The following is a 24107-nucleotide window of genomic DNA, read 5'->3' on the forward strand; positions in this document are numbered from 1 at the left end:
AAAATTAGGAGAGATTTATGTCAGAGAAAACAAAAAAAATAGCTTATTGGTTCTTTACCCTTTGGTTGTCCTTGGGTATGGTATCGACAGCGATAGTACAACTTATGAAACTTCCCGAAGAAGTAGAAAAGATCAACCAATTGGGTTATCCTACCTATTTTCTAACACTTCTTGGGATTTGGAAACTACTGGGTGTGGTAGCCGTTCTTTCACCAAAGTATCTATTACTGAAAGAATGGGCATATGCTGGATTTTTCTTTGCGATGTCTGGAGCAGCATTTTCGCATATTGTTTCTCGACATGCATTGGGAGAAATTTTTCCATCCCTACTTCTATTGGCCCTGACTGTGATTTCTTGGTACTTACGTCCCGCTAATCGAAGAATCTAACAAATTAGATTTATATTCCTGATACCAATGGTAACAACCGTAGAATGCTATGAGTAAAAACACAATGTATTCTGCGGTGACAAAGGGAATCGCTTTCAAAGCGTATAAAACAATACAGACTATATCCACAAACACCCAGAGAAACCAAGATTCCAATTTTCTTTGCGCGAGTAGTAAATTAGCAAAGATACTTGCTACCGTGGTAAAGGCGTCCCAATAGAGGAAGGCAGGCGGTTTTGTAAATATATTTGGGAACCAAATGGGGAAGTGACTGGTTACTTGCCCTAAAAGTAAAGTTCCAAGAAAAATAGAAAATAGAAGTAAGGTATTCTTTCTTTTGCCTAGAGATTGAATTTTTATAAAGGCACCTGTTCTTTTGCGCCAAACCCACCATCCATAGACACTGGATCCAAAAAAGTAAATTTGTAGTAACATATCCGAATACAATTGGACCTGAAAGAACAAAAAGAAAAAGCAAATCGAATTAAAAATACCAATGGGCCAAGTGAGAATATGATTTCGTGAGGCAAGATATACGCAGATGAGCCCGGATGTAGTTCCTAAAAATTCAAGTAAGGACAATGGATACCCGAAACAAACTAAGAAAGTAAAGTCCAAGGCAAAGAATTGTTTTAGGGAAATGATTTCTGTCATTATATCCAAGTTGAATTTGTTACTAAAAAGTCTGCTTTGAATCTAATTGTTTTTCTTTTGTGACCCCAAAACTCAATCTGTCTTGTTTTTTCAGATCAACTAAATCCTAAAAAAATCTTCCTTAAACCCTTTTTCACCAAGCCATTTACTTTGCAAAAGATTATATCCAACAATTTCAAAGTCACGAGAAATCCATTTTCTATATTTTTTTTTGGACCTCGAGAATGCATATGGATCAGTAAAAGACATTTCTTCTTTCATCACCGCATAGTCTTCGTTTGTTGGAACGGTAAAATATAAATAATTACAATACTTTGCCATTTTTTCTAAAACACCGGGAATCATTCCATCAGGTAGGTATTGAATGACAGAATTACAAATCCCAAGTTCCACAGGTTCTTTTTCAAGCTTAGGAAGTTTCAGAGTTTCTAAAGATTCATGATACAAATGGAATTTGTCAGAACGTTTCACCCAATCTTTTTTCTTTAGATCTTCAAAAGCTTCTTTGGAGGCATCGACTGCATATACTTTTACCGGAGAAAAGGTTTTTACCATCTCCCGAAGGAGAATTGCCTTCCCAAATCCAAAGTCCGCCATTTTGTAAACGGGGATTTCCATCAGTTGGAAAAGTGCTCTTAAATACTCAGCATGTTGTTTTGCATTGTAAGATCCATCTACATCCAGTCCATTGCCATAAATGTCCGTCCAATAAGAACCATCGAACTCTTTGCCATTTTTACCCAAACCAAAGTTCTTTTTGTTCAAAAAACTCTTCACTAAAATTGAACTCCTAAACTTTGTAATTCACGTATCATTTCTTTGATGTATTTTGGATCTTTGGTTAGCTCATCAACTTCCTTTTCAAAGGTTTTTGTTACCATTTGGTTGTCGATTTTTACTCGCTTTAAATATGTATTTAAAGTTTCTTTTGTGATTTTTTTATCTGAAAAATCTGCCATTAGGGGATGGGAAAAAAATCTCTGGCGAATCGAATCTTCTAATTCGCGTATTTTTGATTTGATGATTCCGACAAACCGTTTAATGGATGTATCATGAAACGAAACATCTGTTTGTTGGTTAGGAATGAGTTCATCCACTTGCAATTTGATTTCTAAAATTTCTGCAATATTCATATTGTCTCTTGCACCAGAAAGTTTGGTCATGAGTTTGGATTTTTTTTCTCGTAACGTAGGATCCTGTTCTTTGTCAGGGTGGATGAGTTTGGCTAAATTTTTAAATAATGTGTTGATATCTGTGCTTAACAGGCGTTCCGATTCTAGAATTTTTTTTTCTTTTTCGGATTGTGATTTTGTTTTTTTGCGTTCACCTGACGTTGAACCTCTACCTTTAAAATATTCCGAGCGGTATTCTTCATATTTTTCACGAAATTCTCTATACTTTTCTTCGTGAGATTCCCTCTCTTCTTCAGAATCAAACCCAGTTCGATTCATATCATCTAAATCAATTTCGATTCCAAATGTATTTTTGATCCTAGATTCCATTTGGTTTTTATAGCGAAGCCTTTCCATTCTTTCAAACTTCGTTTCTAAAACATCGCGATACTTTCCGTAGAAGGTTGTATCTTCCAAAATAGAATCTGTACAGATATCAAGTAAATACCTGCGTAAAAATTCCCTTTGCATTTTGCCGAAGGAAAGTTTTTCTTCGAGTAGGATGGCACACATCAGTTCGAAACGAGTCCGTTCTAATTGTTTTTGTTTTTCCAATTCGGGTAAAACATCATTTAAATACGTTTCATTCACAAGTTGAAACAAAGGTTCAATTTCTTTATTACGTTCTAAGGTTTCCTTATGTTTTCGTAATGCGTCGTTAAATTCTTTTTGTGCTTTGGTTTGGTTGGAAGACACTCCCGTCCAAATGAGAGTTTCCTCTGTGATCACAGGATTTGGTTTGGATTTTTGTTTTGGCATTTAAGAAAAAGAGGAAAGTCGCCAGATCACTTGTGGATCTGGCGATGGTTCGAGGTTGTTCGCTAAAATCTTATGCTTTCATTAAATTCAAAGCAGCACCTGCTTTGAACCATTCGATTTGTTGCGCATTGTAAGTATGGTTCACAGGAATTTCATCCTTTTTTCCATCCTTATGATTGAATACGAGTGTTAAAGGTTTCCCTTCTGCAAAACTGGTTAGTCCTACAATATCAATCACATCGTCTTCTTGGATTTTATCGTAATCTTCTTTGTTTGCAAAGGTAAGTGCCAACATCCCTTGTTTTTTTAAGTTTGTTTCGTGGATACGAGCAAACGATTTTACAAGTACGGCTCTTACACCTAAATGTCTTGGTTCCATAGCAGCATGTTCACGAGACGAACCTTCTCCATAGTTTTCATCACCAACAACAATCGATCCAATCCCTTGGGCTTTGTAAGCTCTTTGGGTTTGTGGAACAGGTTCATAGTTTCCAGTGAGTTGGTTTTTCACCTCATTGGTTTTACTATTGAAGATGTTTGTCGCACCGATGAGTAAGTTATTGGAGATATTGTCCAAGTGACCACGGAATTTAAGCCATGGACCTGCCATTGAGATATGGTCCGTTGTACATTTTCCTTTGGCTTTGATGAGAAGTTTTAAACCTTTGAGATCCGTTCCTTCCCATGCTTTAAATGGGGCTAAGAGTTGCAGTCTAGTAGAAGCTGGATCCACAATCACTTGCACTCCTGAACCGTCGGCAGCAGGAGCAATAAAACCTGCATCCTCTACCGCAAAACCTTTGCTAGGCAGTTCTTCCCCTGTAGGAGGATCCAATTTGACTTGTTCCCCTTTTTCATTGGTGAGAGTGTCTGTCAGTGGATTGAATCCTAAATCTCCCGCAATGGCAAGAGCGGTTGTGATTTCCGGGGAAGCCACAAAGGCATAAGTGTTTGGATTTCCATCTTGGCGTGCTTGGAAGTTTCGGTTAAAGGAGTGAACAATCGTGTTCTTTTCTTTTTTATCCGCACCGACACGAGACCACATTCCAATACAAGGACCACAAGCATTGGAAAATACTTTGGCGCCAATTTTATGGAAGGAATCAATGAATCCATCTCTTTGGATGGTGTAACGAACCAGTTCCGATCCAGGTGTGATGGTAAACTCAGCTTTGGTTTTTAAACCTTTCGCTGCGACTTGTTTGGCAAGGGAGGCAGCTCTTGAAATATCTTCATAAGAAGAGTTGGTACAAGAACCAATAAGACCTACTTCTACTTTGAGGGGCCAACCATTCTTAATGGCTTCTTCTTTCATCTTAGAGATAGGAGTGGCAAGGTCAGGAGTGAAAGGTCCGTTTACATATGGCTCTAAAGTATTGAGATCAATTTCAATGACTTGGTCAAAGTATTTGGAAGGATCTGCATACACTTCTGGGTCAGCGGTAAGGTGAGTTTTGTATTTGTTGGCAAGATCAGCCACATCACTTCTGTTAGTAGACCTTAAGTATCTTTCCATTGATTCATCATAACCGAAAGTGGAAGTGGTTGCCCCAATTTCCGCGCCCATGTTACAGATTGTACCTTTTCCAGTACAAGAAAGTGCCTCAGCTCCAGGACCAAAGTATTCTACGATGGCACCGGTTCCCCCTTTTACAGTTAAGATCCCAGCTACTTTTAAGATAACGTCTTTTGCGGAAGTCCAACCATTCAGTTTTCCTGTGAGTTTGACACCAATGGCCTTTGGCCACTTGAGCTCCCAAGCAAGGCCCGCCATCACATCACAAGCGTCAGCTCCACCCACACCAATCGCAACCATCCCAAGACCACCAGCATTCACTGTATGGGAGTCAGTTCCAATCATCATCCCTCCAGGGAAGGCATAGTTTTCTAAAACCACTTGGTGGATGATACCAGCACCTGGTTTCCAAAAACCGATTCCATATTTGTTAGAGACTGAGGATAAAAAATCATATACTTCTTTGTTTTCTTTCACAGCAACACCGAGATCCGCACCAGATTCGTCTTTTGCCGTGATTAAGTGGTCACAGTGAACGGTAGAAGGTACCGCTACTTTTTTACGACCTGCTTGCATAAATTGGAGAAGCGCCATTTGCGCTGTTGCGTCTTGCATTGCCACCCGGTCTGGTGCAAAATCTACATAGTCGACACCGCGACCAAAACTCTTTGTTGGATTTCCATCCCAAAGGTGGTTGTATAAAATCTTCTCTGTAAGTGTGAGGGGCCGACCCACTACCTTCCTGGCTTGTGTGATGGCCGCTTCCATTTTGGAATAACGTGCCGCAATCATTTCTATATCAAATGCCATCTGAACCTCTTATACCTATCAGACCGCAGGAAAAAAGGGAATCAATCGAAAATTAAACTACAAGTGCTAAAATCAGTAAAATTGGCTCAAAGTGAGAACCAGTATCTTTTTAGCCGTCAATACGGACATAAACTTCGTCGGCTTTGAGGATAAGGCCTGATTTGATTTCGATAAGGCGGGTATTGACAAAAACACCATCTTGGTATGGAGTCACAATTCCTGTAATGATCACGTCTAGTTTTAAAACATCACCTATTTTCCGCAAGGTGGCGGTATCTGTTGGTGCATCCAATCCAAGCCCCGCTTCTTTTAAGACCTTTTGGTTTGCCAATCGGTCTAAGATTTGGAACCGATCTTTTTTAACGAGTTCTGTAGTTAGTTTTTCTGCAAGGATATCGCCATAGGGACTTTTTTTACCTTCATTGTCTAAAAATGTCAAAACCACTAGGCGTTGCGGTTGGAAATAAAATCCTTTTTCAGAAAGAGATGAGGCCAATTGTTCTAGCGGTGGGACTGTTGTTTTTTTTGGTTTGGATTCTCTTTCCTCTCCCAAATAACAAGCGCTAATGCTAAATAGAAAAAACAATAAAACTAGTTTTTTAAAACGCAAGTTCCATCCCAAGTGAAGTAACATATTCATAAAACGATTTTCCATTAAAGCCATTCCCATACATAAAACCACCGGGAACCCCTATCAGCATACCGTCTTTATAGAATTGGTTCTGGAAATTCAAAAAAAAAGTAGTTTTTAGTTTTCCGGGATGTTTGCCACGAAAGGAGGCAGAGAAGGTTTCCGGGGATCTACCATTTTGGTCTTTGACTTGTAGTAGCGGATCATTAAAAACATTGAAAATTTGGTTCCCCACATAAAGAGAATAGTTCTTAGAAGATCCCAAAAAAAAGATAAAACCCAAAGAAGCAATGTCTTGCGCAGGAGAAAAACCCATCTGTCCATTTGGAATGGAACCTGGACGGGTATTGACAAAGTTGTATTTAACATTTAATTGGACTTTGTCGCTACCAAAAAAAAAAGAAAACTTCCCACCATCGGCACCATAGGCTGTCACCGGGTTTTCCGTTTTCACATTGTATACAGACGTTTGTACTTTTAGAAATTGGGCTGGTGAAAAACTTCCTTGGTATTCATACAATTGTTTTGGATCGACCAATAATCTTTTATTGGAATCCATCTGACGAAAGATAAGGGCTACAGATGGGTGGACTGGTGTAGTTAAATTTGGTTGTGCTAACGAAGGTTCGCCGCTTTGTTTGGCATCCCAAATATTTACCGACTGTGGTGAAATATCAAAATCTAACTTTGTTCCCGAATTTGTATTTGGATTCCACTTTGTCGGACCTGTCCCATCTTTTTTAGAATCAGTCAAAAGAATCAATGAAAGAGATTTCAAATGGTTTGAGGATCCGGAAGGTTCGACATTTCGTTTTTTGGAATTAGTATTGTTTTGTATGGTATGTAAATCATGCCCACCAAACTCTCGTGAGTCGGGAGGGTTTACTTCTCTAATCGTTGGATCTTTTATAGGAGCAATAAAAACGACACCTAAAAGACCTAAACCTGAGAATAAGGAAACAAATACCGAAGATTTCGGGGAGTACATAAAGAAACTGTAGAAACATATTTCCTAAATTCCTACGAATGTAAATCTATTTTTAAAATAGGAACATTGAATCTCCATAAGAATAAAAACGAAACCCGTTCTTCAATGCATACCGATAAGAATCCAACACAAGTTGAGTCGTAGCGAAGGCACTGACAAGGAGGAGAAGGCTAGACTTTGGAAGGTGAAAATTTGTAATGAGTCCTTGTACAGATTGGATTCTGTCTCCGGGCGACAAAAAGATGTCAGTTTGACTTGCTCCTACCTTATATTTCTGTATTTGAGAATCAAATACAGTTTCTAAAACCCTGAGTGTGGTTGTACCTACTGCAATGATCCGCCTACCTTCCCTTCTAGCATCGTTTAACTTTGTTGCGGTGGATTCAGAAACTAAGTAGTTCTCCCTGTGGAGTGTCTTAGTCTGCCATTGTTCGGCGGTAAGAGGACGAAATGTCCCATAACCAATTTGTAACTCTACTGGCAAAAACTCTGCACCAATTTTACGAAGGTTCTCTTTCAACTCTTCCGTAAAATGCAAACCAGCAGTGGGTGCCGCCACAGATCCAGATCGCTCGGCAAAGATCGTTTGGTAACGTACTTTGTCTTCCTCCGTTACATCTCTTTTGAGGTAAGGAGGAATGGGAATGTTTCCAAAGATCTCAAAATCTGCATCAGATATGGATCTTTCGGAAAATAAATTCGAAAGTTCTTCTTTAGGTCCATAGTAGGAAAACTGGAAATTCTTATAACCCACAGGGAAAAGTTTATCACCTAACTTTAATTTGGCCCTATTTTTTAGAATACATAACCAAACCTGATGGTTTGAATCTTCTGGTTCCAAAAAGATCGATTCGTGGATTCGTCCCGATTCTACCTGTAAAAAAACTCGGCGGTAAGATACTTTCGTCTCATTGTATACAAAAACATCTCCGGATCGCACCAGTGTGATAATGTCCCGAAATAATGGGGCTTCCCAATATTTTGATTTAGTTTTGTCAACGACCAAAAGACGCGACTCATCCCTAGTTTCTAAGGGAAATTTGGCAATTTGTTCTTCTGGTAGGTGGAAATCGTATTCCTGTAAAAAATCCATCTTTGTATAGCCTTGGGAAAACCTTGTCAATTAACCAGAAATATTGGGAATGGTAGGAGAACTATGTGGAATTTTTTAGAAAACCTCGAGAAACGCGGAAAATGGATTTTGACTGTTTTACTTCTAATCCTTCTTGTAATCTCCGTTTCTAGGTCCAACCAAAAGTCCGATTTTTTGGACTATTACCATGCGGCAGAACGTTGGGGAACGGGTGAAAATCTATATCGCTTTGATGTGGCCTTTGAACTCCAAACCAAAATCAAAAGTATGGAAGACCTCTTTCGACCAGAAAACCTCCACCTACTTTCTGCTCTCCAAAACGAAACAGCAACCTATATCTACCCTCCTCTGTTTTCCTTTTTACTCATTCCTTTTACTTATCTCTCAGAACCAAATGCTTCCCTTGTATTTGAGCTTTTGAGTTGGCTCTCTTTATTGGGAATTCTATACCTCGTTTTTCAAAATAAAGAACTATCCAATACAAACTCGAAGTTCCCCTATTTGCTACTATTTGCAGCCTTAGTATTTAATTTTCGATTTTTAGAAAGCCATATTCAAAACAACCAAGTAGGGCTCATGCTAATCTTACTTGTGTTAGTTTCAATTACAGTAAAATCTCATTGGCAAAGTGGACTACTCCTAGCTCTAGCAGTGAGTATTAAAATTACACCCTTAGTTTTTTTGTTTGTCTTTGTTTATGAAAAAAAATACACTCGAATCTTTTGGTTTTTCGTTGGAATTCTAGTTTGGAATGCACTTCCTCTCCTTTATCATTGGGACTATACCATCCAAATGACAACAGAATGGATTACAAAAATTTTAGGAAATGCCTTTAGCAACCCACTACTTCGTTCCTGGAAAAACAACCAATCTTTAAGTTCCACATTAGCAAAGTACTTTGTGTCCGGTGCAGATATGATGAACCAACCAACGTATGGAATGCCGATTACGAATCTTTCTTTATCTACATTGAAAATTATTCAACTCTTCTTTATGCTTTTGTTTGGAATTCCACTTTTACTGCTTTGGAGAAAGAAAAACAAAAAGTGGGAAATCATTTCTTTATTGTTTTTAATTTCCGCCCTATTTAGTGGGATTAGTTGGGTGCATAGTTATATCATTTGCCTTATACCAATCTATTTTATTTTAGATCGAGTTACAAATATCAAAAATAATCAAAAAGAACTTTATATTCTTCTTTTTATATTGAGTTTGCCTCTACTCGCTCATAGAACCTTTGTTGGATCAAAAATAGAAGCTGCCCTCTCTATGTTTTCTGTTTTATTTTATACGACCAGTCTCTTGTATTTCTATATTGTAAGGTTTGCATTCCATGAAACAGAAAATCGGAATTGATGTTAGGCCACTCGCCTATGGGATGACTGGTAATTCTAGGTATTTAGCAGAGGTGTTGAAAGTCATCTTACCTAAACATAAAAACAAAGAATTTTTTCTGTATACGAATAAACCAATTCATCCAGTGTTCCAAAACTTGTTAGGATCCAATACAAAAGTAGTCCTAGAACCAAAAAACATTCCAGGTCCTATTTATCTAAATTTCATTTTACCCAGACGTTTAAAACAAGATGGAGTGGAAGTTTTTTGGGGCACCATACAAATGTTACCATTTCTAAAACTCCCCATCCCAAGTTACGTCAACTATCATGACCTCAACTTCATCTCGGCTCCCGAAACCATGGCGAAATGGAACTACTGGCAACATAAATTCCTCTCTCCCATAACCATGAAAAATGCAGATAAAATCTTTTGTTTATCCAAAAATACAAAAGTAGAGATCTCCGCATTTCGTCCCGAATTTGAAAAAAAATGTCTCGTTGTCTACCCAGGTGTTAGCAAACAGACAACTTCCAAAATCAAAACCAAATTCCCCAAAGATTTTTTTCTTACCGTAGGTACCTTGGAACCTAGAAAAAATATCAATTGTTTAGTAGATGCATTTTTAGAATTCAAAAGAAAAAACCCTAAGGATAAACATTCTTTACTCATCATGGGAAGAAAAGGATGGGGAGAAGAAGGAGAGTTTTTATATCAAAAACTCTGTGATTCTAGTATCCAAACCAAAGGGATTCAGTTTATAGAAAAACCGGATGATGCCACTCTGGCTGAAGCGTTTAAACAGTGTAAGGCGTTCTTTTTCCCATCCTTACACGAAGGTTTTGGATTGCCCTTACTCGAAGCGATGTTGGAAGACAAACGTTGTGTTGCCTCTGACATCCCCGTGTTTAAAGAAATCCTATCCGACAAATGTGATCTTTTTGTTCCCCCAAAAGAAACAAAAACTTGGACTCATAGTTTTGAATTGATGTCGGGACCAAAAAAATCCAGGTCCCCGAAATTCCCCACCAAACAATGGACATGGGAAGAAACAGCTAAAAAAATAGAAGAGGTACTCTTTATATGAAATTACTCAACAAATGGATCTCCCAATGGAAAGAATTCCGTAGCAAAAAAGCAACTGCTTACTTTGGAACTTCACTGTATGATGAATTAACAGTGAACCCATTACCATCAGTTCTACTCATAACATTCGCAATCCTTTTTTTTGCTTATAGTTTACCTTATGCATTCTATTTAGGTAAGTTTTTTTATTGGTTTGTTGGGGTTTTGGAAATAACCAAAGTTTTAAAAATTCCATTTTTGGATGAAATGAGGTATTACCATTACCTTTCTGTTTTTGTTTATTTTTACATTGCAGCTTCCCTACTAATTGACATTAGTCGCTTATTGAATCGATGGAACAAAAAAACTGTATTTGTGAAAAACGAAATTTGGCAAATCCAAAGATTTGGTTTTGGGAAAAAACTAATTAAATTTAACTTGGATGATGAAGGTTTGCAACTTGGATATGAACATGGTGGTCTCAGCGATTTTTTTGGATGGAATCGCATGGTTTGGGATAAAAATGGGAAAACTCTAATTGCCACTCCCTATTTTTTCCCTTACAAAAATAACAAAGCCATTGTGAATCGAATTTTAAAACGTTAGAGTGGGATTCTATACTTGAAAAAGTTATTCATCTTACTTCTACTTCTCGTTCTTTTTTTATTCCATCTTAGATACCTATCCCGGGCCTTCGATTGGGATTCATGTGTTTATGCTCTCAATATTCAAAAGGATCGAGTAGAGTCGGCCTTCTTTAATCCACACCACCTAGGATTTGAATCATCTGGACTCCTCTATTGGAAAATGCTTCGCTCCATTTATCCAACAACGGATATAATGTTTTTTCTGAGGTTACGAATCCTTAGTTTCTCTCTATTTTTTTTAGGACTCTTTATTTGGCTCTACTACAAACTCTACAAAGATTTAATTCTTGGTATTGTTCTTGCTCTTGTCATCCAAGTAAGCCAAGCTTTTTGGTTCTATAGTTTACACAACGACACTCCACTCATCCACTCTTGTTTAATGGCCTTACTTTTTTTACTTACCATTTACTACTTAAGGCAAGGGTTATATACGAGGCATTTGGCTATTCTATGGTTCATCCAACTTTTTAGTATTTATTTTCACCAATCCAATGTGATTCATTTTGGAATGGTGCCGATGGCAGTGTTTCTATCTCCTAACAGAAGTTTAGGCAAAAAATTGAGGATCATATTTGTTTATTTAACATGCTTAGGCATCGCAACCATTCTTTCCTATTTATTTGTTGGGTTCATTATCCTAAAACGAGGACTAGGTCCATTGGATGAAAAACATTTTTCTTTTTGGATGTTCTTATATGCGGCCATCAACCGCTGGGGGACAAGCCTTGGAGAAGAAAAAAACTATGTATTGTACTTCTATCGAGGGATAGGAGATGCGTTTCTTGTGTTTCAGAACGTGATTCCTAAATTCCGTGTGAACTTATTTGACTTCCAAAACCCCAAACACCTTCCCTACAATCTCAATCTTTTATTCTGGATTTTTAGTTTGAGTCTGGGAATTTTGAATTTCCGTACTATGTGGGCCCGATACAAACAAGAACTGTTAGTAATAGCGTTTTGGATCATTCCTTCCATTGCATTTTATACATGGTGGGAAGGTTACTTTTTCGAATTTTGGGTAGGAACAACCATTGCCTTATGGATTCTCAACTCCTATACTCTAAAATCTTTATCTATTCCGATGTTGCCAAAATTCTCTAATGCCATTCTTCATACTATCTACTTGGTATTATTTCTCTTTTACTTCAGTACTAATTTTACATTTTCCACTCTTCCCCGGTCCATTGGTCCAAAATTTGGATATACCGAAGGGATACAGGGTCCAGTTGAAAAGTTAGCCGAAGAATCAATTTACCGTTAGGAATTAAACAAATGTTATTTAACTCTTTTGAATTTTTAGTTTTCTTTTTAGTAACAATCATCGTTGGGAACATTCTTAAGAATCGCTGGCAAAAACTTTTTTTCCTACTGACCAGTTATTATTTCTACATGGCTTGGCAACCATCTTCAATTTCTTGTACGGCGATGGCTTCCGATGGGTTCAAATTTTATACCGACAGACTCTATTGTGATTTCAAAATCAATCCATATGTTTTTATTCTAATTTTTTCGACCATAATTGACTATTTCGCAGCAACACTCATTGAACAAAAAAAAGACGGTGATAGTACGAGAGGTTGGTTACTTGTATTGTCCTTAGTGGTTAATATTGGGACACTTGGATTTTTTAAATACACTGATTTTTTATTGGGAGTCATTAACGATATTCATCTGTTAGGTGCTTACCAATTTCCGAAACAAAACATCATTCTACCAGTAGGAATTTCATTTTATACCTTTCAGTCGATGAGTTACACCATCGACGTATACAATCGCAAAATTGAAGCCAGAAAATCATTTTTGGATTTTGCATTGTATGTTGCTTTTTTCCCACAACTCGTTGCCGGTCCAATTGTTCGTGCTGAAACATTCTTCCGTGATTTAGATTTTAGGTTGAGCGTATACAAAGAACACTTTGATGCTGCTTTTGCACTGATCTTAATTGGTTTCACAAGAAAAATTGTATTCGCAGACAATTTAGCGAGGGTCGTTGATTCCACATTTGCCAATTACCAAAACTTAAACTCGATTGAAATTTGGACCGGCGCTCTTGCTTTTGGATGGCAAATTTATTTTGACTTCGCAGGATATACTGATATTGCCATTGGAGTTGCAAGGTTATTCGGATTTCAGTTCAATCCAAACTTTAACTTCCCCATGTCCTGCCGAAACATTGCTGACCACTGGTCTAGATGGCATATATCCTTCTCCACTTGGATCAGAGACTACATCTATATTCCGTTAGGTGGCTCTAGGGTGAGTGTGATCATGTACATTCGAAACATTATGATCACTTGGTTATTTGCAGGTCTTTGGCATGGGGCCGCTTACCACTACGTTGGCTGGGGGATTTGGCAAGGTACCATGTTACTCTCACATAAGTTCTATGGAGATACCAAACTTGCAAAGTTCCTAAATGGCAAAGGTGGTAAAGTCTATGACCTTTTTGCACGTATCTTCACGATGTTTTGTTTGTCTTTTGGATTTATCATGTTCAGAGCAGAAACAATGGAAAAAGCAATTCCCATGATGAAGGCACTGGTATTTTTGAACGATTCCGTTGCACCTCTCACTCGTTGGTCAAACTACCGATTCGGAATTCTGATCGTTATTTGTTTTACCGCTAGTTACGTTTTTTCTAAAAGACAAATCCCTACTCTTCTTACAGGAAGTTGGATGAAGTATACAGCATTTGTTATTGTGAACGTGTTATTATTATTACTTTTTGGAGTCACAGAAAGTCAGAACTTCCTCTACTTTCAATTTTAGTTATGAACTTACTCAAAGAAACAATCGCATTTCTTACCGACAAAAAATTAGTAGTAGCCTTCCTTTTTTTACTCACCTTGGAAGGATTACTTCAACTTGGTTTTTACAAACCTTACTTAAAGAAAAATTCTTATGCCTCAAACATCAACCGAGTCACTGAACATGTGGTCTCTAAACGTGATGTATTAGATCCTGATATATTAATTGTTGGAACTTCAGTAGCTTTTGAAGGTATCAGCATCCGAATACTCAACCAAGAACTTCAAAAATCCGGGTGGAAAACACAATCCATTGCGGTTCGAGGTTCAGAATTGGTGGTCCAACATCGTATTTTAGAAGAATATTTAGATAAGTTTCCGAATGTAAAAATTATCCTCCATGTGATGGAACCAGGGATGCCTTGGGTGGATAGAAAACATATTGTAGATCCCACCTTAGCAATGTTATCGGAATTGGGAAATTTTAAGGCAATTCCGACTGTTTTAGATTTTGAATACAATCTAGAATTTCCCAATTATTTATATCTTGTCTTCAAGTCAGTTGCCTATCGCAAAGATTTGTCTGATCTTGTAATTAACTTTAATGAAAGACTAAAAGCAATCTCAAGGAAAAACAAAAATCCGAATTTGAATGCTTGGGACTATGAAAACGACCATCCGGAATCCATTGACGAATACCAACTCAAAAGTGTAGATGATTGCCTAAATCGATTAGCCCTCCATCTTCCCATTCCAATACCAAAAGCTTCAAATCCTGACCATAGACGTATGTTATTTGAAACTTGTGGGATAGCAAGTGTTGTCCCTAAAGATTCGAATGCGACTGAAGATACAAAAAGATATTTCCGTAGACTGACGAAAATGTATAACTTCATTGGAAGTAAAAATATACATATCATCAACGTATTTGCACCGTACTCCGATGTAATACGGAAGGTAAACAACCAGGAAAGAATGAAAGTTTGGCATGATGGACTAACAGAAGCTTTGTCGTCCCACCAAACCTTAGATGAAATGGACCTTCAAGATTCTCTTGGGGATACTAACGGTAAATATTGTTTTGATTTAATCCACTTGAATGAGGCAGGGATGAAAGAGTTCACCAAAATTCTTGCAAAAGAACTGGAGAAAAAAATTGGAAAACGATGAGATTACTTTAAACCAATTACAATCCGATGTAAATGATTGGATTCAGACAATTGGAGTTCGTTATTTCTCTGAGTTAACCAATTTAGCAATTTTAATGGAAGAAGTTGGTGAACTCTCTAGACTTATGGCAAGGAAATATGGAGACCAATCATTTAAGACTGGTGAATCAGCAGAAAATATTCCAAATGAGATTGGTGACATTCTATTTGTTCTTACTTGTTTAGCCAACCAAATGGGTATCTCTTTACAAGATGTTATCCAAACCACAATCCAAAAGAACACAAAACGCGACATCAATCGTCACAAAAACAATCCAAAACTTTAAACAGGAGACTGCGATTGAAAAGGAATTCCTGCCTCTCGCCGAATAGCATTCCAATACGCACTGAGATGGGCAGGATGTGAATTCATATCAGAGATACAATAATCAAACTTTGTGCGAAAAATTGGGTCTGTTTCTAAAACTGATTCATACTTAGGGTAGTCCGACCACATATTCTGAAAAAACTGTTTTTGACCTTCGAAGTCGTAATCCTCACGAAAGAACATATAAGCATGTGCTAAATCGTGAAGTAAGTGTTCAAATGCATCTCTTTTCCCTTCCACCAAACTCCCATTGATTGCGTCATCCCAACTGATCGTTGAGTAACGGTAACCATGACTTTGTGATTCTAACATCTCTAAAGAGCTAGGGTTGTAGTTTATAAGCCGAATGTCCCACTCGCCGATATGCCACTTCCAAAGTGCATATCTTACGGTATCTGGCATTCCATAAAACCTAACTACTTCTAAAAACTCTTTGGATTCACTTCGGTTTGGCAAAGCGCGGCCCATTCTTAAGAAAGGGTGCCTTTTTACGCGTCGTTCTAAATATAATAATACAATCTGGAAGGCAAGTTGGCTTGAAGATATACGACCAACTTCCCAATCTAATTTCAATAAATTTAAGTTAGTTGCAATGACATCAGCTTCTTTTCTTAACTCAAATTCTGGAATACAGATCTTTTTGAAGGAGCCATAAATTCGGCCATTTTCGTGGGGCATATCAATTCTAATTAGAAAGTCCGTAGTATTCCGTTTCTAAATGGAACATCCCCCCCAGTTCTCCACCAAGGAAAAACAATGTTCCATCAGAAAATTTTACACCACTATGTTTAGATACACTATATTTCGCTAATCCCATATCGAAAAAATTATTACTTTTAGCATAATCAAGTTTTTCTATCGTGCGACTTGGTTCGCTGGTATTATAACGATAGGCTCCACCATAAAAGAGAATCCCACCGTCTGGCAGTTCCGAAGCAGTACTCCACTCTCTGCGAAATTTCGAATTTGCAATTGTAAATATTTGATTTCGAGTCCTATCATATAACATTGTCGAGTTGTTCAAATTGGATAACTGTGCTCCATAAATGAGAACATTCCCATCTGCTAATTTCATACATTTTAAAGCCGCCACTGGTACTGGCAATGTTGGTCCCCAAGAAAAAGTTTGAGTGGTGGGATCAAAAAATTCTGTCGAATCTTTTGGTGCATAGATTCCATCTGTTCCACCAATGATGAAAACTCGACCATCATCCAATAATACCGAACAAGAAAACGATCTTGCTGTCATCATTCGATTTGTAACTTCTGTGAAAGTACCTGTTGCTGGGTCATACAACTCCGCAGTATTTAGGGAGGTGAAATAAGCAGGTATTGTTGGAGCGAAATCACGAATCCCACCTAAAATGATAACTTTTCCATCTGCGAGTTTTACTATATTATGTAAATGCCTCGGACCATTCATATTCCCAGTTGGAGTGAATGTTGTTGTATCCGTATCAAAAATATAACTTGTGGTGCGTGCATAAGCTGTTGCCGATTGGATCCCACCAGTGATGAGTAGGTTTTTTCCATCCAACATCACCCCACGTTCTCCTCGAAGACTCTCCGGTAAACTAGGATTTGTTAGGGTAAAACTAGAGGACCCTTTCCGTAAAATTTCAGCACTGGAAGTAGAACCATAAATGGCAACTACATCCCCATTGGCATTTTGGAATGCATCAAATTCGGATCTACCGTGATTCAATTTAGGGCCTTGCACAAGACCTATGAACCGAACAGTAATTGAATTCGAAACTACATTGGATGCGTTGTCTTTCGAATTCATAAATTGCAAAGTTAATGAACCTGGGCTATTCGTATTGAAATTAGTTTCAAAATACACTCGGTAGGTAGTTTCATTTATTTTCTGAACTGATCTAAGGACAACAGATTGTGCGAGGGAACCACTCAAAATAGGAGGGCTAAAATTGGCCAATGGTTCTGAACTGGTAAAGTCCCAATACCTTGGAGAAAAAAAAGTATAATCTGTTATCGGGATATATCCAACTAGAGAAACTGTTGGTAGTTTAGTATCGATGATAATAGGAAGTTTATCATTGGCAAGAGTTTCACCAGAGTTTGAAACAACTCCCGCCAAAACTAATTCGTATCGTCCATCGTCTGTTAGTGGATCAAATTTCACTAACAGACGATCGGATTCGAGCTTAGCAAAACTTATATTCGAAAAGACATTTTGATTGGCTTCAGCCAGATAATTTGTATCTAAATTTGCTAATTCTCTATTACATTGTAGAAGAACTTGGTCAACACTTCCAATAGACTTAGTATTCGAATTTGCTGAACAAGCAAAAGGAGTTGAATAGAAAAATGCGCTCAGGAATAATCCTGCAGATGATTTTTGATCATATAAGTTTTCATACTCTGATGGAAACATACAACCAATGGAAAAGAAAAACGGAAGAATCATTAATTTATTCAAAACTATATTCCTCCGTATTACCAAGGATATCACCAATTCTACCACCAAGGATCATCCCACCGCCTGTTGAGGAATAACGGATCTCACATCCTTCCCAACGTGCATTTAAAGAACGACCTGTCATATAAAAACGATTGCTAGATTCAGACCATGATTCTGTATCCTGAATCGAATCATAAGTGGAACCATTCACAGTTCGATATTCCAAACCACCAGCAACAATAAGTTGGTCCTTACCATAAGGGAATGCAAAGGAAGATCCCCACTCTCTGCCAAATAGTAGATTTTTGTAATCTCGAATTGTGTCCATCATTGGATTGTAAATTTGAGCTCGTAATACTGGTTGGCTTACGTCGAATCGAGAATTGACTCCGCCAAATATTAAAATCTCACCGTTACTTAAAGCATGCGCAAAATGATTGAACCTTTTATATAATTTAGCGGAAGAATTTGTCAAAGTCTTTGTATTGATATCATACACTGCAATCGAATCCAATGCATAGGCATTAAAATCATTTGGACCGGCTCCTATCACATCGGAGCGTTCTCCCCCAAATATTACCACCTTACCCGATGAAGTCGAAAGAACCTGGGCATGTTTTCCACGAGAATCTGCTAAGTTGCCAATTAGTTCTACTGTCATTGTTGCAGGATCATTCGTAATATGAATCAATTCAACAGCAGCAACAGATTGAAACGGTTTGAACGGACTTAATCCACCCACAACCAAAACATCACCATTAGGAAGAACTGTCATTTTATGTAACTGACGAGGTGTAGAAAGATTTGGACCTTCTACCCAAATATTTGTCGTTGGGTCATACACTTCAGTAGACGTCAAACTTCCATTAGAAGGATTTCCTACTTTACCGCCAAATCCACCAGAAACAAAAAGTCTTCCATCGTTCAGTTTGACCACATCAAACTCTTGTCGACGGTAAACCATATCAGAAGCTGGAACAAATTGTTTTGTTACTGAATTATAAAACTCTGCATGGCTCAATGTTCCATTTCCATTAATCAATACATCTTTTTTTGCCCTACCACCAAGGACTAATCTTCTTCCGTCATCTAATTCAACGCCAACACAAGACCTTCTTGCGACATTTAAATTTGGTCCACTTTTAAATGCAAAAACGTTTATAGGAACCATCACAGTGCCTTCTGAGTTAGATGCTTTATCGTGTATACCTTGGATAGAGATTGTCAACAAACCTCCATTTGCATTTGGATCCCCTGCAAACAACAGACGTATGTTACGCGCAGATACAATTATATCTGAAACCACCAGACTGTTTTTTGCTGTTCCAGAAAGCGAAACTTGCGATAAGTTTCCATCCCATACAATGTCTTCATTGGAAACAATATCCAAAAACCCAGATTGTAATTCTGAAATATCAATTCCATTTCCGGTTCGAAGTTCAAGAATTGGTGGTTGTGAATCAATTTCGAATTCGAAATTCTCAGGATTTACTAAAAGAGATTCATTCAAATAATAATCTTTTAAATTGATACTGAACTTGCCTGCGGTAACCGAAGGTTTCATTCGGACTTCGTATAAATACCGACTCCTAGGAATCACTTGTGAAATAGGACTCACTCCAACACCAGAAACAGGCAACTTTAACCCATCAGCCTTAACAGTAAAATCATGATTAGTCGATATATAGATCACACCGCCAGGTTGAACTTTATTAGTAGAGAACTCCATATTAACGACTGAATCTGCACCAAGTAAAAACAAACCCATGTTTGTGGTTGAGTTTGGATCAAAAATATTTTTCCCCGATGTCAATTGACAAGCGAGTAAACAAGAATATAGAAGAATGAATTTAATCTTTCCCATATAGTTCCACTCTTGTGTCTGCCAAAACAGAATCGCCAAAGATTACAATTCCCCTACGAGTTTGGATAGCTGTATGTTCCGAACGAGCATTCATCATCGTATCAACGACAAAGTTTTTCCTTTCTATATGATCGTATAACTCCAAAATCCCAGACTTATAATATGTATCTACTCCACCGGTATATAAAACTTGAGAACCCGAAAACGGGACAATCGAACTTCCATTTTTGATTCTACTTGTAAATCCATTGGTTTGTGTTGTAGCATTTGATTCATTCCATGATTCAATACTACGAGAACCAACAGCTCCTCCCATCACTCCACCTAAAACTAACCGATCTCCACTGGTTGTAACGATCGCCGTGACATTCGATCTTGACGTTGGCATAAGGACTGAGATTGTATATAAGGACTGAGAGGTTAAATTCAAACTTCTGATAGTATTTATATAGTTGGCATATGGATCTGTCCGGTCCTTTCCCCCAAAGAACAAAACTCTCTGGTTCGTTGCATCATATTCCGCAAAATGAAACATAGTATTCATTGGTAGATTTGCACTAGAAGGTAAGGTTGTTACTGATAAGTTGCGAACAGAAATATTTTCGTGGTCGTTCGCAAGAGCCGTGTGGTCTGTACCTATTTGAAATTGTCCTCCTGAAATTAACAAATCTCCATTACTCAAACATACCATTGTATGTCCATATCGCCCTTTCTGCATTACTACAGGGAGTTCTACAACTGTTTGATCAATTCCATTTATTCTGAAAATTTTATTACTGAATTGAGAAATCAATGTGGCCGGACCAGATATTGTTTTACCACCTGAAACATAGACCACACCTTCGGGATCTGTACAGATTGCCATTCCCATCAAACTTTGACTTAGCGAAGGAAGTAAGGAAGTGGTTCCTGTCTCTGGATTAAAAATCTCAACAGTTGCTACAGTGTTACCTGAAATAGAAACACCACCAACCAATAGAATCCTACCATCATTTAAAAGTTTAGATGTGATCTGACCTTTGGCTTCGGAAATATTTCCTATATAACGAGGATAAGGAAATTTAAAATCGAATTGTTTTCCATTAAATGCATATTCAACTAGTGAGTTTGGCTTTTGAATGAATATGGAAATTGGATCTCTCCACTCTGACCTTGAAGAAACAGAAAATAAAACACGGATCTTTGATTCTGAAAGTGGGAATACATCTCTTAATACCAAATCATTGGCATAATGATTTGAAATATGAAAATGGCTTTTATTAAAATGGGAAGCTACAGGTTTACTCAAATCTAAATCTAAGATTTCAGTATTCACAAAAGAAGGGTAATCACTCGATTGGTATCTAGAAGTAATTTGAACTTCATCTTGGAATGCCAAGGATGTCAATACAGCAACAGAACCACCAGTTAGCGTACTTGGATCAAATATATTTTTTGATTGGTTTTCTATCTTACAATGAAAAATCAATAGAGCTAAGAATAAACTAAAAGTGCATCGCATATCCTAACTTCCCAACTCTATCTATTCCCATATACCCTTGGTTTTCCCAATGGAACTCGAGCCAAACACCCGACTTTTCCTTAGGATTGGGTCCCAACAGATAAAAATCAAACACATTTGCCGACCAAAGGATCAGAAGCATAGTCAGTGCCTGAGATAAATTGGTGCGCGAAGATTCCATTCTTTGCCTGTGCGGTTCAATTAAATAATAGTTCAATGCCACAGTTTCTGCGATCCGTGGGTTTGGTGGGAGACCCACCGCCGATTCATAACTTGCCTTATCCTGTCTATAGGTATTGTACTGATATCCTGCATAAAGGACCCCAAGGGCAAAAATAGACATATATACTTTTCCCTTCTCTTCTTGTCCGCGAGCATACTGTCCCCAACCAGGAAATAAAAAAGAACGAAAGGCATAAGTAGGATTGTATGGATTGAATAAAGGAGCATCCGCAAGTGAAGTCTCAGGATTGACTGCGTAAGTAAGAATCGTGTCTTCCGATTTCTCAGCATATTCCTTAGTATATGGTTTTTGTAATTTTTGGTTAGTCTTTGACCAGTCTCGCAAAGCGGTAATGACATAATTAGACAATTCTGAGTAAGAAACCTCACCGTTAAAATTGGAATCAGCTCTTCCTTCCAATCCGTAAATCAAAAACTTAGTAAAGATTCCGTAACCGGACTTTGGGTCCTCGAAACTGGAATAACCTACTTTTGTGGAATAAAAAACGGAAACAATTTCAGAATCTCTAAAGGAACTTCCTTCTAAAAATTTTCTTCCCTCTTCCCCTTTCCCATCTTCTGGATTTCGACAGGCATCAATAAAGAAAACCACTCGCTTTAGTTTGTATTTCCTTGTCATTTCAAGGAGTTGTTCCACAGCAATTCCTGACTCAAATGGTTTTGTGGGACTTGCATCCTCAGGAAGTAAATAAACTTTATCGTTATAATCAACAATACCATGGCCAGAAAAATAAAATACAAACAAATCATCAGGATTTGTTTCTTCTAACAAGGCCTCAAAATTACTTAGAATATTATACTTTGTTGGAGTTGAATTTACCGAGCCCTCCTGCACCAAAGTTTGGATTCTGTTGTAAGAACCGTAACTAAATAGAATTTTGGTCATTCCCAAGGCATCGTTTTTTGCGGTTTTTAAATCACCAAGAGTCAAATTTTTGTATTCACTTACTCCCACTACAAAACCAAATCGTTTAGACTGGGTATCAGCAAACACCATGGCAGGAGCAGCAATAAATAAGAATATTAGAATTTTAGACTTCATTAATACTACTGTTCAGCAGCTAAATCTGCAGCTTGTTTTTCCAAACTTAAAGTATTTTCGCCAACTTTTCTAGCATTAATAACAACTTCTCGGTTGATTTCATCCATTTTTTGAACAACAGCGATCATTTGATCTTTGTCTCGATTTAATATTTTGGATTCTTGATCCAGTTCTTTTGAAATTGATTCAATTAAGTCCAGAGACTCTAATACTTCGTTATTTATATTTTTCTGAGAACTGATTTTGTTCGTTGCCGTTTTTATCACTCCACTTAGAAGCTCATATTTGGATTGGAGCGATTCTGTCTGTTGGAGTGAAACGGAAGCTAACTCAGTCCCTTCTTGGATGAATCGATTTGAAGTTGTGATGATTTTTTTGATTTTAGTGGCGTTTTCATTGGAATTTTCAGCCAATTTTGCAACTTCTTGGGCGACCACAGCAAATCCTCGCCCATGTTCTCCAGCCCTTGCGGCTTCAATGGAAGCATTAAGTGCAAGCAAATTTGTTCGGTCAGCTATCTCTGCCATGATATCATTTACTTCACTCACTTCTTTCTGAGATTCGTTAACAGACCGAAGCCTTTCTTCTAAATTTTTTACCGTATGTGATAGAACATTACTTCTATCTTGAAAATCACTCATATTGGAATTCAATTCTTCCACAACAGTTCCAATTTCAGAAATGCTAAGTTTGAGCGTATCTGACTTGTGGTTTAACAAAGTGATTTGGTTGTGTTGTTTTCCTATATTATCCACGGAAGATTGGATACTTTCTGAAAAAGAGGAAACAAACTCAGTCAATTCATGAATGGATTTATCTTGTGACTCAATTTGATTATTGAAATCCGTTGTGATTTCACGGATTGATTTTAAAGTTTTAAATAAATCAGAACCAACTTGAACCAAATTACGATTTAAATTATCTGCTGTAGTTCTTTCCGTTTCTGCAATTTTTTGTCGGTCTTCTGACTCGTTTTTGATTTCGTTTAATAAATTTAAAACGGCAGAAGTTAAATATCCAAAACAAATTAAAAATAAAATTTTAAATACTTCATTAGAAATACCTACCGTTCCTTTTTCACTTTGTAATCCTTCTGCTTCTTTAAATGCAACCCCTTGTCCATAACCGATCACTAAAATTAGTATCAAACAAAAAGCGGAATAGTAGGTACTCATAAGGAGAGTTCGTTTGGAAAACAAAAATGCAGAATACACCACATAAAAATAATACAAAACATAGAGAGTGGGAGATTTGATTAAATCTGCCGCCACTGTACTGCCTCCCATTAATCCGGAAGCTGTGACCGCAAATAAAACCGTTATGTCCAAAATGATGAGTGCCTTCGGAAAAAACGCATGTAACTTTTCTTTTTTGAACAAATAGGCCTGAACCCCACCATACAAAAACATACAAGTAATCCCGACGAGATAACTCGTAGTTTGTAATGTGGTGGAAGTTTTATAGGAACCTAGGGTAGCAATGATATAGAATCCCGCCAAAAGAAACCTGACTCGATTCACGTATACAGGGCCCAATTCTACCCAGTTTTTTTTGGTTTTTTTTGATTCTAAACTAGTTCTCGTCGACATAGGATGATGATCGAGAAAGGAAAGTGAAAGGGAAGTGATTTTCTTTTTTTACCCTCTGAAAGAAGAAACTCAGTTGACAAAATATAGTTTAATATTAAACTATT

The 24107-nt window shown here is 37.5% G+C and carries 21 protein-coding genes; 8 read left to right on the plus strand and 13 right to left on the minus strand.

The features are described 5' to 3' along the window. Positions 1–17: 17 nt before the first annotated feature. The gene (locus tag LEP1GSC203_RS18645; RefSeq protein ID WP_002975775.1) at positions 18–389 is read left to right on the plus strand and encodes a DoxX family protein; all 372 of its coding nucleotides are present in this window, start codon (positions 18–20) and stop codon (positions 387–389) included. On the opposite strand, the gene pnuC is transcribed toward LEP1GSC203_RS18645, so the two are convergent. The 7 genes from pnuC to queA form a co-directional block, all read right to left on the minus strand. Beyond that, the gene (pnuC, locus tag LEP1GSC203_RS18650) at positions 363–1043 is read right to left on the minus strand and encodes a nicotinamide riboside transporter PnuC (RefSeq protein WP_002975762.1); all 681 of its coding nucleotides are present in this window, start codon (positions 1041–1043) and stop codon (positions 363–365) included. The genes LEP1GSC203_RS18645 and pnuC overlap by 27 nt on opposite strands. A 99-nt stretch (positions 1044–1142) precedes the next feature. After that, a complete protein-coding gene (locus tag LEP1GSC203_RS18655; protein ID WP_002975733.1) occupies positions 1143–1820 on the minus strand; it encodes a class I SAM-dependent methyltransferase in 678 nt (225 codons plus the stop codon). Next, positions 1820–2974: a hypothetical protein gene (locus LEP1GSC203_RS18660; RefSeq protein ID WP_002975583.1), complete on the minus strand. Its 1155-nt coding sequence runs from the start codon at positions 2972–2974 to the stop codon at positions 1820–1822. The genes LEP1GSC203_RS18655 and LEP1GSC203_RS18660 overlap by 1 nt, the downstream gene beginning before the upstream one ends. Positions 2975–3044: 70 nt before the next feature. Beyond that, a complete protein-coding gene (locus LEP1GSC203_RS18665; RefSeq protein WP_002975738.1) occupies positions 3045–5300 on the minus strand; it encodes an aconitate hydratase in 2256 nt (751 codons plus the stop codon). A gap of 109 nt (positions 5301–5409) precedes the next feature. Next, positions 5410–5940, minus strand: coding sequence for a FlgO family outer membrane protein (locus LEP1GSC203_RS18670; protein WP_039938523.1), 531 nt, complete (start codon positions 5938–5940; stop codon positions 5410–5412). Next, on the minus strand, positions 5900–6919 hold the full coding sequence (locus tag LEP1GSC203_RS18675; RefSeq protein ID WP_002975710.1) for a hypothetical protein: 1020 nt from the start codon (positions 6917–6919) through the stop codon (positions 5900–5902). Before LEP1GSC203_RS18675 ends, LEP1GSC203_RS18670 begins: the two co-directional genes overlap by 41 nt. 52 nt (positions 6920–6971) lie before the next feature. Beyond that, the gene (gene queA, locus LEP1GSC203_RS18680; RefSeq protein ID WP_002975672.1) at positions 6972–8012 is read right to left on the minus strand and encodes a tRNA preQ1(34) S-adenosylmethionine ribosyltransferase-isomerase QueA; all 1041 of its coding nucleotides are present in this window, start codon (positions 8010–8012) and stop codon (positions 6972–6974) included. Positions 8013–8075: 63 nt separating this feature from the next. On the opposite strand from queA, the gene LEP1GSC203_RS18685 reads away from it, so the two are divergent. The 7 genes from LEP1GSC203_RS18685 to LEP1GSC203_RS18715 are packed head-to-tail and all read left to right on the plus strand — an operon-like array spanning position 8076 to position 15301. Beyond that, complete coding sequence (locus LEP1GSC203_RS18685) at positions 8076–9368, plus strand: glycosyltransferase family 87 protein (RefSeq protein WP_002975728.1); 1293 nt, start codon at positions 8076–8078, stop codon at positions 9366–9368. 22 nt (positions 9369–9390) lie between these two features. Then, the gene (locus tag LEP1GSC203_RS18690) at positions 9391–10434 is read left to right on the plus strand and encodes a glycosyltransferase family 4 protein (protein WP_051064197.1); all 1044 of its coding nucleotides are present in this window, start codon (positions 9391–9393) and stop codon (positions 10432–10434) included. Further along, on the plus strand, positions 10431–11018 hold the full coding sequence (locus LEP1GSC203_RS18695; RefSeq protein WP_002975647.1) for an LIMLP_18675 family protein: 588 nt from the start codon (positions 10431–10433) through the stop codon (positions 11016–11018). The genes LEP1GSC203_RS18690 and LEP1GSC203_RS18695 overlap by 4 nt, the downstream gene beginning before the upstream one ends. 15 nt (positions 11019–11033) lie before the next feature. Then, the gene (locus LEP1GSC203_RS18700; RefSeq protein ID WP_002975603.1) at positions 11034–12320 is read left to right on the plus strand and encodes a hypothetical protein; all 1287 of its coding nucleotides are present in this window, start codon (positions 11034–11036) and stop codon (positions 12318–12320) included. Positions 12321–12331: 11 nt separating this feature from the next. Beyond that, positions 12332–13828 carry an MBOAT family O-acyltransferase gene (locus tag LEP1GSC203_RS18705; protein ID WP_002975740.1) on the plus strand — a complete coding sequence of 499 codons (1497 nt, stop codon included), beginning with the start codon at positions 12332–12334 and terminating at the stop codon, positions 13826–13828. Between the two features lie 2 nt (positions 13829–13830). Continuing rightward, positions 13831–14976 (plus strand): hypothetical protein, encoded by a 1146-nt coding sequence (locus LEP1GSC203_RS18710; RefSeq protein ID WP_002975798.1) that lies wholly within the window; start codon positions 13831–13833, stop codon positions 14974–14976. Next, positions 14963–15301, plus strand: a complete 339-nt coding sequence (locus LEP1GSC203_RS18715) for a nucleotide pyrophosphohydrolase (RefSeq protein WP_002975739.1) — start codon at positions 14963–14965, stop codon at positions 15299–15301. The genes LEP1GSC203_RS18710 and LEP1GSC203_RS18715 overlap by 14 nt, the downstream gene beginning before the upstream one ends. Here the strand turns inward: LEP1GSC203_RS18715 and LEP1GSC203_RS18720 are convergent. Genes LEP1GSC203_RS18720 through LEP1GSC203_RS18745 form a run of 6 tightly spaced genes read right to left on the minus strand, consistent with a single transcriptional unit; the run spans position 15298 to position 24003 of the window. Continuing rightward, positions 15298–16020 (minus strand): hypothetical protein, encoded by a 723-nt coding sequence (locus LEP1GSC203_RS18720; protein ID WP_002975786.1) that lies wholly within the window; start codon positions 16018–16020, stop codon positions 15298–15300. The genes LEP1GSC203_RS18715 and LEP1GSC203_RS18720 overlap by 4 nt on opposite strands. 7 nt (positions 16021–16027) lie before the next feature. After that, entirely contained in the window at positions 16028–17770 is a 1743-nt protein-coding gene (locus LEP1GSC203_RS18725; protein WP_002975614.1) for a Kelch repeat-containing protein, read from the minus strand. A 4-nt stretch (positions 17771–17774) separates the two neighbouring features. Then, positions 17775–19628, minus strand: coding sequence for a Kelch repeat-containing protein (locus LEP1GSC203_RS18730; protein ID WP_002975699.1), 1854 nt, complete (start codon positions 19626–19628; stop codon positions 17775–17777). Then, on the minus strand, positions 19615–21129 hold the full coding sequence (locus tag LEP1GSC203_RS18735; protein ID WP_002975643.1) for a Kelch repeat-containing protein: 1515 nt from the start codon (positions 21127–21129) through the stop codon (positions 19615–19617). The genes LEP1GSC203_RS18730 and LEP1GSC203_RS18735 overlap by 14 nt, the downstream gene beginning before the upstream one ends. Further along, positions 21113–22414: a caspase family protein gene (locus LEP1GSC203_RS18740; RefSeq protein WP_002975808.1), complete on the minus strand. Its 1302-nt coding sequence runs from the start codon at positions 22412–22414 to the stop codon at positions 21113–21115. Before LEP1GSC203_RS18740 ends, LEP1GSC203_RS18735 begins: the two co-directional genes overlap by 17 nt. A 5-nt stretch (positions 22415–22419) precedes the next feature. Then, entirely contained in the window at positions 22420–24003 is a 1584-nt protein-coding gene (locus LEP1GSC203_RS18745) for a methyl-accepting chemotaxis protein (protein WP_002975744.1), read from the minus strand. Positions 24004–24107: the final 104 nt, after the last annotated feature.

The organism is Leptospira terpstrae serovar Hualin str. LT 11-33 = ATCC 700639 (assembly GCF_000332495.1).
GTDB lineage: Bacteria > Spirochaetota > Leptospiria > Leptospirales > Leptospiraceae > Leptospira_A > Leptospira_A terpstrae.